Here is a 12,246-nt window from a genome sequence, read left to right on the forward strand (position 1 = left end):
GCAGGAAGCTGCAGGTATCCTGATGGGCTGACAACAGGTGCGAGAGGGCTCCATGAGCGAAGAAATACTGATCAACATTACGCCAATGGAAGCCCGGGTAGCACTGGTGGAAAACGGTGTGCTGCAGGAAGTGCACATCGAACGCACCCTGCGCCGCGGCATTGTCGGCAATATCTACAAGGGCAAGGTGGTACGGGTGCTGCCGGGCATGCAGGCGGCCTTCGTCGACATCGGCCTGGAGCGGGCCGCCTTCATCCATGCCTCGGAAATCTCCCAGCGCGAAGGCGCGGCCGTCGAACCGATCAGCGCCCTGGTGCACGAGGGCAAGGCGCTGGTGGTGCAGGTCACCAAGGACCCCATAGGCACCAAGGGCGCCCGCCTGACTACTCATCTGTCGGTGCCGTCACGCTATCTGGTGTACATGCCACGCACGCCCCATGTGGGTATATCCCTGAAGATCGAGGACGAGGCCGAGCGCGATCGCCTGCGTGACATAGTGGCGCGCTGCATCGAACAGGAAGGCATCGAGGAGCAGGGCGGCTTCATTCTGCGCACCGCAGCGGAGGGCGCCCGGGAGGAGGACATCCTGGTCGATATCCGCTACCTGCGCCGCCTCTGGCAGCAGATCTCCCAGCAGATCAACAGCGCGCCGGCGCCCTCCGTTCTCTATGAAGATCTGCCGCTGGCGCTGCGCACCCTGCGCGATCTGGTCAATCCGCGCATCGAGAAGATCCGCATCGATTCCCGGGAGACCTTCCAGAAGGTCGAGCAGTTTGTCCAGGAACTGATGCCGGGGGTGGAAGGTGTGCTGGAGCACTATCCGGGTGAACGCCCGGTGTTCGACCTCTACGGCGTCGAGGACGAGATCCACAAGGCCCTGGAGCGCAAGGTGATGCTCAAGTCGGGGGGCTATCTGGTCATCGACCAGACCGAGGCGATGACCACCATCGACGTCAACACCGGTGCCTTCGTCGGCCATCGCAACCTGGAAGAGACCATCTTCAAGACCAACCTGGAGGCGGCCACCTCCATTGCCCGCCAGCTGCGGCTGCGCAATCTGGGCGGCATCATCATCATCGACTTCATCGACATGGAGGACGAGGAGCACCGCCGCCAGGTCCTGCGTACCCTGGAACGTCAGCTCGAGCGTGATCACGCCAAGACCAACATAATCGGCATCACCGAACTGGGGTTGGTGCAGATGACCCGCAAGCGTACCCGCGAAAGTCTGGAACAGGTGCTGTGCGAACCCTGTCCAAGCTGTGCCGGGCGTGGTATCCAGAAGACGGCCGAGAGCGTGTGCTATGAAATCTTCCGGGAAATCCTGCGCGAAGCACGCGCCTATCAGGCCGGAGGCTACATGGTGCTGGCCTCTCAGGCAGTGATAGACCGGCTGCTCGATGAGGAATCGGGCAACGTGGCGGACCTGGAGATGTTCATCGAGCGGCCGATCCGCTTCCAGGTGGAAACCATGTACACCCAGGAACAATATGACGTGGTGCTGATGTAGCACTGCTCCTGCAATGGGGAATACTTTCTGTCCATGAGCTGGTCGCGCTGGCTTCGGCGTTTTCTTGATGGCCTGATCCTGTTGCTGGTCAGCTGGCTGCTGCTGGCTGCCGCCTATGTCAGCCTGGGGCGTCAGTTCGTCCCGGCGCTGGGCGATTACCAGGACGAGCTGGTGCAGCGGATCGAGCAGGAAACCGGTCGGGCCATCGATCTGGACAGCCTCAGCGCCGAGATGCAGGGTTCGCAGCCGGTACTCCAGCTGCGCGGACTGCGGGTCTACGAGAAAGCCGACCGGGACAGCCCTGTGCTGCTCGACCTGCAGCACGTGACCGCGCGAATCGACGTGTTCGCCAGTCTCTGGCAGCGCAAGCCGGTCATGGACGCTCTCCAGCTGGAGGGGCTGGAGCTGGAATTCATCGAGGATGCCGAGGGCCGCTGGCAGCTCAGTGGTCTGGGCCAGACCCAGTCCGGCGGCGACGGGCTGGACAAGGCACTGGAGCGCCTGTTCGATCAGCGCCGCATCACCCTGCTCGACAGCAGCATCCGCATCAGCCCCTGGGAGCAGCCCGACTGGGAGTTCACCAACGGCGACCTGACCCTGATCAACCGCGGCAGCCGGCACCGGCTGGATGCCCGCCTGAGCCTGCCGGACCAGCAGGTTGTCAGCCTGCAGCTGGAAGGCAAACTGCCGGGGCGCGACTGGCGCCGGGCGGACCTGCGCTTCTTCGTCGACCTGCCGCCCAGCGACTGGCAGCGCTGGATTCCGGAAGAACAGCTCAGGCAGCTGCATGTCGCCCGGGTGGAGGCCGGTGGCCAGTTCTGGGGCCGCTTCCACCAGCGCCGTCTGGGCAGCTTCAGCGGGCAGCTGCAGGCGCCTGTGGTGGCCCTGGACCTGCCCGGTGAGGTGCCGCCGCTCGAGGATGTGCAGCTGCAGTTCGAGATGACCCTCGGCGACGATGAACAGCGACTGGATATCCAGAACCTCGGTCTGCGTCTGGGCGAACAGCGCTGGCCGGAAACCCGCCTGCAACTGACCCGACACCCGCGCTGGCACACTTGGCAGGCACGGATCGATCGCCTCCAGCTGGATCTGCTGGGGCAGTGGTTGCCCTCCGTCATCACCCACGAGCGTACCGCAGAGATCATCCGCAGTCTGGAGCCCGGCGGCGAGCTGCGCAATGTGCTGGTCAGCGGCGCGGGACTGGACCGTTTCCGCGACTGGACGCTGCAGGCGGCGTTGCACGAAGGCCGGGTCGCAGCGCGCACCGTGACCCCGGCCATGAGCGGCATCAGTGGTGTGGTGGCCGGCTCTCCGGCCATGGGCGAGCTCTGGGTCAACAGCGCCGACTGGAGCATGCACCTGCCCAATCTGTTCCCCGAGCCCTGGCATTACCAGAGCCTGCAGGGTGCGGTGCGCTGGCGCTGGGATGACGAGCAGGGGGTGCGGATCGACATTCCCGGCGCCGAGGCCCGGGGCGAGGATGGCCGGGTCAATGCCCTGATGCACTTGCACCTGCCGCTGCAAGGCCGGACCCCGAGCATGACCCTGCGGGTAGCCCTGCGCGACGGGCTGGCGGATATCTACCGCCGCTACCTGCCCAGTCGTACCGCCGCACTGGGCGACGAACTGGAGCAGTGGCTGGAGGCGGCGGACTTCTCCGGCCAGGTGCCGCTGGCGATCTTTGCCTGGGACGGCTCCCTGCGCCGCGAGGCGACCGAGCAGGAGCGCACCATCGAGCTCTATGCACAGCTGGAGCAGGGCCGGTTCAATTTCCAGCCCGGCTGGCCGGCACTGGAACAGGTCGATGCCCGCCTGTGGCAGCGTAACCACGACATGCAGATCTCGGGTGCCACGGGACAATTGCGCCAGACCCGGCTGGACGATGTTCGGGTCGAGCTGGATCGCGCCGGGGAGGACAAGGATGCAGGCTATCGCCTGTCCATCGCCGGGCAGCTCGATGGGCCGCTGGAAGACGGGTTGCATATCATGCAGCAGACGCCCCTGGCCGAGTACACCGGCGACCCGCTGGCCGACTGGAGCGGGCGCGGGCGCCTGCAGGGTGGCCTGGAGCTGGGTATTCCCATCGGCCTGCCCGAAGGCCAGCCGCGCAGACTGGATGTGCAGCTGGACCTGCAGACCGAGGCCGAGGAGCTGAACATTCCCCAGCTGAAGGCCCCGCTGCGCAATGCCAGCGGCCGATTCCGCTACCAGCATGGTCAGGGTCTGAGCAGCGAGGCCATCTCCGCGCAGTTTCTCGGCCAGACGGTCAAGGGCAGCCTGGAGGCCCTGGATGGTCGACACCGACTGCGCATGAACGGTATCCACAGCATGGACAATCTGTACGGCTGGGCACTGCTGGCGCCTGTGCCCAAGGGGCTGGCCACCGGACGCGCGGCCTGGAATGCGGAACTGAGCATCGGTGGACGCACCCCGCGTCTGACAGTGGAGAGCGACCTGCAGGGGCTGGCCCTGAAGTTGCCGGGAGAACTGGAAAAGCCCGCAGAGAGTCTGATGCCAAGCCGCCTGCAGCTGGACATCGGCCCGACGCTGAACTGGCAGTTCCAGCTCGGCGATACGCTGCGCGGGGTGTTGAACAGCCGCGAGGACATGCTCGCCGGGGATATCCGCTACCGTCGTGGCCTTCCCGAGCGGCCGGCGGTCGAGGGCATCATGGTTCACGCCCGCTTCGATCGCATCGAGCTGGAGCAGTGGCGGGAATGGTGGGAGCACTCCGGCCTCGGCGGTACCGCTGCAACGGGGGGCGCGGCCGAAGGCAAGTCGGCGCCGCGCACCGGACTGATCAACAGCGTGCATGTCCAGACCGACCACCTGAGCGGCTTCGGGCTGGATCTGCAGGATATCGAAGTGCTGGCGATGCCCCAGTCAGGCGACTGGGTTATGAGCACCGATCACCCGCAGCTCAGCGGCCTGGTGCGCCTGCCCTCGGCCGAGGGTGAACCTATCATCCTCGACCTGCAGCGCCTGACCCTGCCGCGCCGGGAACAGCAGATCGCCGATACCCAGGGCCTGATCAAGCCACTGGTGCCCGAAGACCCCCTGCGTGGGGTGCGACCGGGTCAGGTGCCGGCCATGCAGGTCAGCATCGATCAACTGGTCTGGGGCCCGGACCCGGTGGGGGCGGTGGCCTTCAACATGACGCCCGAAGCCGGCGCCCTGCGCATCAGCGACATCGACATGGACCTGCGCGGCGGTCTCCGTCTGCAGGGCAACATGCGCTGGGACGAGTCGCGCAGTCGCTTCGACGGCACCCTCTCCGCCGGGGATATCGCACGCGTGCTCAGTGCCTGGAATTACGCACCGACGCTCAGCAGTTCCCGCTTCAATGCCCAGGTGGGCCTGGACTGGCCCGGCTCGCCCGCCTGGTTCGCCCTGTCGCGCAGCTCCGGCTCGCTGGCGGTCAAGGCCGAGGATGGCGCCCTGCAGAGCGGTGAAAGCTCCGCCGACGCCCTGCGGGTATTCGGTCTGCTCAACTTCAATGCCCTGACCCGGCGCCTGCGTCTGGACTTCTCCGACCTGTTCGGCAAGGGTGTGGCCTATGATACCTTCAGCGGAGAGGCGGCCCTGACCGATGGCCTGCTGCAGACCATGTCGCCGCTGGCCATGGACGGGCCGAGCGCCAAGCTGCAGCTGGACGGCACCCTGGATCTGGCCTCCGACCGGGTGGACATGGGGCTGCTGGTCACCCTGCCGGTCACCAACAACCTGCCACTGGCGGCGATCATTGCCGGGGCACCGCAGATCGGCGGGGTACTGTTTCTGGTCGATCGCATCCTGGGCGACAAGGTCGCCCGCTTCGCTTCCGTGCGCTACCGCATCAGCGGCAGCTGGATGCAGCCCACCGTGGAATTTGACCGGGCCTTCGACGACAAGGCGGCCCTGGAGGATTGAAATGTCACGCGTTGCCGCCATACAGATGATCAGTGGTGCCGATGTCCAGGCCAACCTGGATGCCGCCGCCGTTCTGATTGCCGAGGCCGCGCACCAGGGCGCCGAGCTGGTGCTGCTGCCGGAGTGCTTCGCCGCCTTCGGCAATCGCAGCCTGCAGGAAATAGCCGCAGCGGAATGGGCGGGCAGCGGCCCGATCCGCCCCTTCCTCGCCGCCCAGGCCCGGCAGCACGGCCTCTGGCTGGTGGGTGGCAGTATCCCTCTCCCGGCAACGGCTGGCGGCAAGGCCATGGCCTGCTGCCTGGTGGTGGATGACCAGGGCCGCGAAGTGGCGCGCTACGACAAGCTGCACCTGTTCGATGTGGAGGTGGCGGACAACCAGCGCAGCTACCGCGAGTCCCGCGACTACGGCTACGGCGACCGGGTGGTCTGCGTGGATACACCGGTCGGGCGGCTGGGCCTGACCATCTGTTACGATGTGCGCTTTGCCGAGCTCTACCTGGCGCTGCGCAACCAGGGTGCCGAGCTTATAGTGGTACCCTCGGCATTCACCGCCGTCACCGGCGCCGCCCACTGGGAGGTGCTGTTGCGGGCCCGGGCCATCGAAAGCCAGTGTTACATTCTCGCCGCCAACCAGGGTGGGACCCACGCCAACGGGCGGGAAACCTGGGGCCACAGCTGTCTGATAGATCCCTGGGGCGAGATCAAGGCCTGCCTGCCCCAGGGTGAGGGCGTGGTCTGCGGGGAAATGGATTCGCAGTTGCTGAAGAACACACGCGCGCGCATGCCGGTTCAGGAGCATCGCCGTTTCATGCCGGTCGAGCAGATTCTCCCGGCCAAGGAGCAATGAACCTATGAGTAACCTGTTAGCCCAGGCGGAAAGCCGTCTGCTGCAGCCCGCCGAACTGACCCCGGACGGCATTGCCAGCGTCCTCGGCCAGCTGGTCTCCGCACCGGGCGTGGATGCGGCCGATCTGTATTTCCAGCACCAGGTGAGCGAGTCCTGGGTGCTGGAGGATGGCATCGTCAAGGACGGCAGCTTCAATGTTGACCAGGGCGTCGGTGTACGGGCCCAGGCTGGAGAGAAGACCGGTTTCGCCTACAGCAACGACCTGCACCTGCAGGCCCTGACCCAGGCCGCCGGCGCGGCACGCTCCATCGCCCGCAGCGGTCAGCAGGGCAGCGTGCAGGCCTGGCAGCGCAACAGCGCCGTGCCCCTGTATCCCGCAGACAACCCGCTGGACAGCATGGCCCAGACCGACAAGGTGGCCTTCCTGCAGCGGCTGGATGCCTACACCCGCAGCCTCGACCCGCGCGTGACCCAGGTCTCCATCAGCCTCGGCGGGGTACATGACACCGTGCTGGTGGCCGCCAGTGATGGCACCTGGGCCGGCGATGTGCGCCCGCTGGTACGACTCAACATCAGCGTCATCATCGAACACAACGGCCGCCGCGAGCGCGGCAGCTTCGGCGGTGGCGGACGCACCGACTACCGCTTCTTCGAGGCTGAAGAGCGGGCCATGGCCTACGCGCGGGAGGCGGTGCGCCAGGCGGTGGTGAACCTGGATGCGATCGCTGCTCCCGCCGGCAGCATGCCGGTGGTCATGGGCCCGGGCTGGTCCGGGGTACTGCTGCACGAGGCGGTCGGCCACGGTCTGGAGGGCGACTTCAACCGCAAGGGCAGCTCCGCCTACAGCGGACGGGTCGGGCAGAAGGTCGCCTCCGAGCTGTGCACCATAGTCGACGACGGCACCCTGCAGGGGCGTCGGGGCTCGCTCAGCGTGGACGACGAGGGCAGCAGCACCAACTGCACTGTGCTGATCGAGAACGGCATCCTCAAGGGCTATATCCAGGACAAGCTCAACGCCCGCCTGATGGGCGTGGCGCCCACCGGTAACGGTCGCCGCGAGTCCTACGCGCACCTGCCGATGCCGCGCATGACCAACACCTACATGCTGGCCGGGCAGAGCGATCCGGAGGAGATCGTCCGCTCGGTGAAGAAGGGTATCTACTGCGCCAACCTCGGCGGCGGCCAGGTGGACATCACCAGCGGCAAGTTCGTGTTTTCCACCAGCGAGGCCTACCTGATCGAGGATGGACGCATCACCGCCCCGGTCAAGGGCGCGACCCTGATCGGCAACGGCCCCGAGGTGATGAACCGTGTATCCATGGTCGGCCACGACCTGCAGCTGGACAGCGGTGTCGGTACCTGTGGCAAGGATGGGCAGTCGGTGCCCGTAGGTGTGGGCCAGCCCACCCTGAAGATCGATCAGATTACCGTGGGTGGGACCGGGGCCTGATGACTCGTGTACGAGCTGCTATTCATGCAGGGCTGCGCTGGGGTGCAGGGCCGTGCCGACACGCCGTGAATACTTCCCTGTAGGCTCGCGGTTTTCATCCCTGAAAACCGACGGTCGGCACAACCCTGCACCCCAGCCCGCTGATTATTCCGAGCTGCTTTCAGAAAACCATCAGCAACCCGGAAGTTTCCGCCGTTGCGCCGGTATGCCCCCGATACGACCGTTTGATGTCATGGATGACATCAACGAGCCCCCAGGGATGGGTTCACGGCGTGTCGTAGCGGGGGCGTATCGGCGCAGAGGCCCGCACAGACCACCAGATACTCCCGCACCAATACCTTCAAACCCCTTCAAACTTCCCTGCCAGGCGGTTCTTTCTGACGCCATCGGCGGCAAACACCCGACCGCTCATGGCGATATAGACGCCGGGCTGGCAGCTGTTCAGCGCGCCTATGGCCAGGCCTACGTTGAAGGGGGCGTCCGAGTCGCGGAAGCGGGCCGGCTGCATGGCGCCGGTCAACACTATCACCTTGTTCTCGATATCCGCCAGCGCTGCTGCGGTCACTGTCATGGTGTCGGTACCATGGGTGATCAGGATGTGGTCGGCGGGGCAGGCCGCGACTCTGGAGCGGATCAGCTCGCGGTCATTGTCGTCCAGCTCCAGACTGTCCTTCCTTGTCAGGGATTCGATGGCATAATCGAACCCGACCCGCGCGTCCTTCAGCAGCTCGCCGATGATGGGCTCGCCGATCTGGAATTCGCTCAGCGCGTCGAAGTACACCTTGTCGATGGTGCCGCCGGTACTGAAGATCTGTATGAACATGACTGCCTCCTGAATGACTGTCACCAGTATGCCGCCAGAAAGCGATGAACACAGCCCCGGGAATGCACCGGCGGTACAGACCTGGTGGGTATACATGGTCCGGGCGCAGAACGGGCACCTGTACACCGGGGTCAGCACCGATCCCGAGCGGCGCTTCCGCCAGCATGCCAGCGGCAAGGGCGGAGCCCGGTTCTTCAATCGCAGTCCGGCCCAGGCTCTGGTCTGGCAGCATCGCTGTGTCGATCGCTCCGATGCCCTGCGCCGCGAGATCGCGGTGAAGAAACTGGCGAAACCGGCCAAGGAAGCCCTGATCAGTGGGGCGCGGAGTCTGCAAGACTGAGCTGGCGGCGGTACCGGCCCCACGGCAGAAGCCACGGTCAGCGACTAAGATGTGTCCTCAGAGCATAGAACCGAGGTGACCATGAACCAGCTGATTCTGCATCATTATCCGCAATCACCCTTCGCCGAGAAGGCCCGGCTGATGCTCGGGCTCAAGGGATTGTCCTGGCATTCGGTGATGATTCCGCCGGTGATGCCCAAGCCCGATCTGACCGCGCTGACCGGGGGCTATCGGCGTACCCCGGTGTTGCAGATAGGTGCGGATATCTACTGTGACACGGCGCTGATCGCGCAACGTCTGGAGCGGGAAAAGGCCATCCCCGCGCTGTTTCCCGAAGGGCAGGAGGCCGTAGCCGCCGCCCTGGCCCAGTTCGGTGATCAGACCCTGTTCCAGCATTCCATTGCCATCAATTTCCAGCCCCACGCCCTGGAGGCGCGCTTTGCCGGCATGCCGCCGGAGGTGATCAAGGGCTTTCTCAAGGACCGTCAGGCCATGTTCTCCAGTGGCACCGCCAGCCGTCTGGAGACCGACGTGGCGCTGGCCCAGTGGCCGGTACTGATGAGCCGTCTGGAAACCCAGCTGGAGCGCAACGGCGAGTACCTGCTGGGCGAGGAGCCGAGCATTGCCGACCTGGCCTGGTACCACCCGCTGTGGTTCATGGCGGCCAACTCGGCGGTCTCGGTGATGCTGGAAGATTACCCCGCCGTGCGGGCCTGGATGGCACGTATCCATGACTTCGGTTCCGGCGCATCGGTGCGCATGGAGGCGGAGGAGGCTATCCGCATTGCCCGGGACAGCGAACCCGAGCCGCTGCCCGAGGACGGCTTTGTCAGCACCCGGGGCCTGAATCTGGGGCAGGAGGTCACAGTGCGCGCGGTGGACTACGGCAGCGACCCGGTGGCCGGACGCCTGGTCCACGAGGAGCTGGATGAAATCGTCATCGCCCGGGAGGACGAGCGCGCCGGGCTGGTTCATGTGCATTTTCCGCGGGTTGGCTACCGCGTGGACGTCGTCGGCGCCGCCGAAAAGGATTGAACAGCCGCTTTCTCCGTGGGTCACTCTTTACAACAGAGTGAATACCACGGGGAATCCATGAACAGCGACGACAGTGCACTGGTAGCGACCATTACCGAGCAGGCTCTCCCTCTGAACGGCACCGACCGGGACTTCGATGTCATCATCGAAGCGGCCCGGGGCAAGTCACTGGTGCTGATTGGCGAATCCACCCACGGCACCAGCGAGTTCTACCGGGCGCGGGAGCGTCTGACCCGCCGCCTGATCAGTGAACTGGGATTTGCCGGTGTGGCGGTGGAGGCCGATTGGCCGGACGCCTTTGCGATCAATCGTCATGTCTGGAATCTGCAACCCGACCAGCCGGAACAGCAGGTGCTGGCCGCCTTCGAACGCTTTCCCGCCTGGCTGTGGGCCAACCGCGAGGTGCTGGAGTTCGTCCGCTGGCTGGCGCGGTTCAACCGCACCCCGGCTCGGGCTGATGCGGGTCTGCGACCGGTCGGCTTCTACGGGCTGGATCTGTACAGCCTGCGCAGCTCCATCCGCGCAGTGATCACCTATCTGGAGCGGGTCGACCCGCCGGCAGCGGTGCGCGCGCGGGAGCGCTACTCGTGCATGGATCACTTCCTGCAGGATCCGCAGCTGTATGGGCAGAAGGCGGACGCGGGGTTCAGCCGGTCCTGCGAACAGGCCCTGGCCGAACAGCTGCAGGACATGCAGACCCGCGCCCTGCAGCGGCTGGAAGGGCTCGGTCTGCTGGCCGACGAACACCGCTTTCATGTGGAGCAGAACGCCCGTCTGGTACGCAACGCCGGAGAATACTACCGGGCCATGGTTCGCGGTCGCCCCGGCTCCTGGAACCTGCGGGAGAACCACATGTTCGAGACTCTGCAGGCCCTGCGTGATCATCTGTCCCATCAGCTCGGCGAGCCCGCGGCTCTGGTGGTATGGGCGCACAATTCCCATGTCGGCAACGCGGAGGCGACCGGCATGGTCGAGCGCCGCGAGGCCAGTCTCGGCCAGATGGCCCGGCAGGTCTACGGGGACAAGGCACTGCTGGTCGGCTTCAGTACCACCACCGGTGAGGTCACGGCGGCGGCGCACTGGGATGGCCCGGCCGAGACCATGGCGCTCAATCCGCCACTGCCGGGCAGCCATGAAGCCCTGTTCCAGCAGGTGCCGCAGGAGGCCTTCCTGCTGGATCTGCGCAACGGGACGCTGGCGGAGCAACTTGGCGAGCCCCGCGTCCAGCGCTCCGTCGGCGTGGTGTATCGCCCGGAGAGCGAGCGCGAGAGCCATTACCTTTCCAGCCGCCTGCCGCAGCAATTCGATTTCCTGCTGCACTTCCAGCGTACCCATGGCATCGAGCCGCTGATCGAGCGCACCCCGGCCAGCGGCGAGCTGGGCGCCACCTGGCCCAGCGGACTGTGATCAGTCCACCGGGCGGTAGGAATGCCGCTCGGGTTGACCGCCATGATGGGCCTGTTCGCAGGCCTGCAGCAGGTAGGCGGTCTTGACCAGGGCCAGGTGTGACAGGGCCTGGGGGAAGTTGCCCAGCAGGCCATGGTCCGGATGGTATTCCTCGGCCAGAAGGCCGACATCGTTACGCAGGGCCAGCAGGCGGTGGAACAGGGTTTCGGCCTTCTGCTGCTGGCCGGACATGATCAGGTTATCCACCATCCAGAACGAGCAGGCGAGGAAGGCGCCCTCCCAGCCGGCGGCACCCAGGTGCGGCGGGAAGCGGTAGACCAGTCCGTCGCGCAGCAGGTCCTGCTCGATCCAGCGCAGGGTCGCCCTGACTCTGGGGTCCTCCGTCGGCAGAAAGCCCAGCAGGGGAATCATCAGCACGCTGGCGTCCGGCTCGGCATCCTCGTAACTGCGCTTGAAGGCGCCTCTGGCCGGATCCAGTCCCCGTTCGCAGATCTGCGCATGGATCTGGCCCCGGATCTCACGCCAGCGCTCCGGCAGTCATCTGGCTGATGGGTGACAGCACGGTCACCATGGCGTTGTTGACCCAGATATCGATGGGACCCAGTTCGGCTTCAATGCGCTCGGCGGCGGCGTCCACCGCGTCGGCGTCGGCCACGTCCAAGGTCTGCACCCAGGCCTTGCCCCCGGCGGCCTCCACCTCGGCCCGCGCCCCTTCAAGGCCGGCTTTGCCCCGGGCAAGCAGGGCGACAGTGGCACCCTGGCGGGCGAACTCGACGGCGGTGGCGCGGCCCACCCCGGCCGAGGCGCCGGTGACGACGACTATCTTGTTGGCAAGCTCGGACATGGAGGATCTCCACAGGCTGGTCGGAATAATCAGATGACCACGCCAGCGGCGGCCGCGTTCAGCAAAACGCAGCCGTGGAGT

10 protein-coding genes are annotated in these 12,246 nt (G+C 65.9%); 7 read left to right on the forward strand and 3 right to left on the reverse strand.

Features of this window, described 5'->3' with window-relative positions; all coding sequences use genetic code 11:
- The first annotated feature begins 52 nt into the window (after nucleotides 1-52).
- The 4 genes from rng to tldD are packed head-to-tail and all read left to right on the forward strand — an operon-like array spanning nucleotide 53 to nucleotide 7,716.
- Entirely contained in the window at nucleotides 53-1,510 is a 1,458-nt protein-coding gene (gene rng / locus BM046_RS00235; protein WP_090535840.1) for a ribonuclease G, read from the forward strand.
- Between the two features lie 33 nt (nucleotides 1,511-1,543).
- Nucleotides 1,544-5,419 carry a YhdP family protein gene (locus BM046_RS00240; protein ID WP_090535842.1) on the forward strand — a complete coding sequence of 1,292 codons (3,876 nt, stop codon included), beginning with the start codon at nucleotides 1,544-1,546 and terminating at the stop codon, nucleotides 5,417-5,419.
- A gap of 1 nt (nucleotide 5,420) precedes the next feature.
- Entirely contained in the window at nucleotides 5,421-6,266 is an 846-nt protein-coding gene (locus BM046_RS00245) for a carbon-nitrogen hydrolase family protein (protein WP_090535843.1), read from the forward strand.
- Between the two features lie 4 nt (nucleotides 6,267-6,270).
- On the forward strand, nucleotides 6,271-7,716 hold the full coding sequence (tldD, locus tag BM046_RS00250) for a metalloprotease TldD (RefSeq protein ID WP_090535845.1): 1,446 nt from the start codon (nucleotides 6,271-6,273) through the stop codon (nucleotides 7,714-7,716).
- Nucleotides 7,717-8,056: 340 nt separating this feature from the next.
- Here the strand turns inward: tldD and BM046_RS00255 are convergent, their stop codons facing one another.
- Complete coding sequence (locus BM046_RS00255) at nucleotides 8,057-8,539, reverse strand: asparaginase domain-containing protein (RefSeq protein ID WP_090535847.1); 483 nt, start codon at nucleotides 8,537-8,539, stop codon at nucleotides 8,057-8,059.
- 28 nt (nucleotides 8,540-8,567) lie between these two features.
- Here BM046_RS00255 and BM046_RS00260 point away from each other — a divergent pair, with 28 nt between their 5' ends.
- The 3 genes from BM046_RS00260 (at nucleotide 8,568) to BM046_RS00270 (ending at nucleotide 11,321) form a co-directional block, all read left to right on the forward strand.
- On the forward strand, nucleotides 8,568-8,879 hold the full coding sequence (locus tag BM046_RS00260) for a GIY-YIG nuclease family protein (RefSeq protein ID WP_090536830.1): 312 nt from the start codon (nucleotides 8,568-8,570) through the stop codon (nucleotides 8,877-8,879).
- 81 nt (nucleotides 8,880-8,960) lie between these two features.
- Complete coding sequence (locus BM046_RS00265) at nucleotides 8,961-9,914, forward strand: glutathione S-transferase family protein (protein WP_090536832.1); 954 nt, start codon at nucleotides 8,961-8,963, stop codon at nucleotides 9,912-9,914.
- Between the two features lie 57 nt (nucleotides 9,915-9,971).
- Nucleotides 9,972-11,321 carry an erythromycin esterase family protein gene (locus BM046_RS00270; protein WP_090535849.1) on the forward strand — a complete coding sequence of 450 codons (1,350 nt, stop codon included), beginning with the start codon at nucleotides 9,972-9,974 and terminating at the stop codon, nucleotides 11,319-11,321.
- Here BM046_RS00270 and BM046_RS00275 read toward each other — a convergent pair whose 3' ends face one another.
- Nucleotides 11,322-11,858: a glycoside hydrolase family 15 protein gene (locus tag BM046_RS00275; protein WP_143084118.1), complete on the reverse strand. Its 537-nt coding sequence runs from the start codon at nucleotides 11,856-11,858 to the stop codon at nucleotides 11,322-11,324.
- Nucleotides 11,839-12,165 carry an SDR family NAD(P)-dependent oxidoreductase gene (locus BM046_RS00280; protein ID WP_090535853.1) on the reverse strand — a complete coding sequence of 109 codons (327 nt, stop codon included), beginning with the start codon at nucleotides 12,163-12,165 and terminating at the stop codon, nucleotides 11,839-11,841. Before BM046_RS00280 ends, BM046_RS00275 begins: the two co-directional genes overlap by 20 nt.
- Nucleotides 12,166-12,246 lie beyond the last annotated feature (81 nt).

Origin of the sequence: Halopseudomonas formosensis, assembly GCF_900115905.1 — a bacterium.
GTDB classification, from domain to species: Bacteria; Pseudomonadota; Gammaproteobacteria; order Pseudomonadales; family Pseudomonadaceae; genus Halopseudomonas; species Halopseudomonas formosensis.

Bases quoted from the DNA above. Each gene is read 5' to 3' on its own strand.
- rng (WP_090535840.1), top strand. From the start codon at position 53: ATGAGCGAAGAAATACTGATCAACATTACGCCAATGGAAGCCCGGGTA.
- BM046_RS00240 (WP_090535842.1), top strand. From the start codon at position 1,544: ATGAGCTGGTCGCGCTGGCTTCGGCGTTTTCTTGATGGCCTGATCCTG.
- BM046_RS00245 (WP_090535843.1), top strand. From the start codon at position 5,421: ATGTCACGCGTTGCCGCCATACAGATGATCAGTGGTGCCGATGTCCAG.
- tldD (WP_090535845.1), top strand. From the start codon at position 6,271: ATGAGTAACCTGTTAGCCCAGGCGGAAAGCCGTCTGCTGCAGCCCGCC.
- BM046_RS00255 (WP_090535847.1), bottom strand. From the start codon at position 8,539: ATGTTCATACAGATCTTCAGTACCGGCGGCACCATCGACAAGGTGTAC.
- BM046_RS00260 (WP_090536830.1), top strand. From the start codon at position 8,568: ATGCCGCCAGAAAGCGATGAACACAGCCCCGGGAATGCACCGGCGGTA.
- BM046_RS00265 (WP_090536832.1), top strand. From the start codon at position 8,961: ATGAACCAGCTGATTCTGCATCATTATCCGCAATCACCCTTCGCCGAG.
- BM046_RS00270 (WP_090535849.1), top strand. From the start codon at position 9,972: ATGAACAGCGACGACAGTGCACTGGTAGCGACCATTACCGAGCAGGCT.
- BM046_RS00280 (WP_090535853.1), bottom strand. From the start codon at position 12,165: ATGTCCGAGCTTGCCAACAAGATAGTCGTCGTCACCGGCGCCTCGGCC.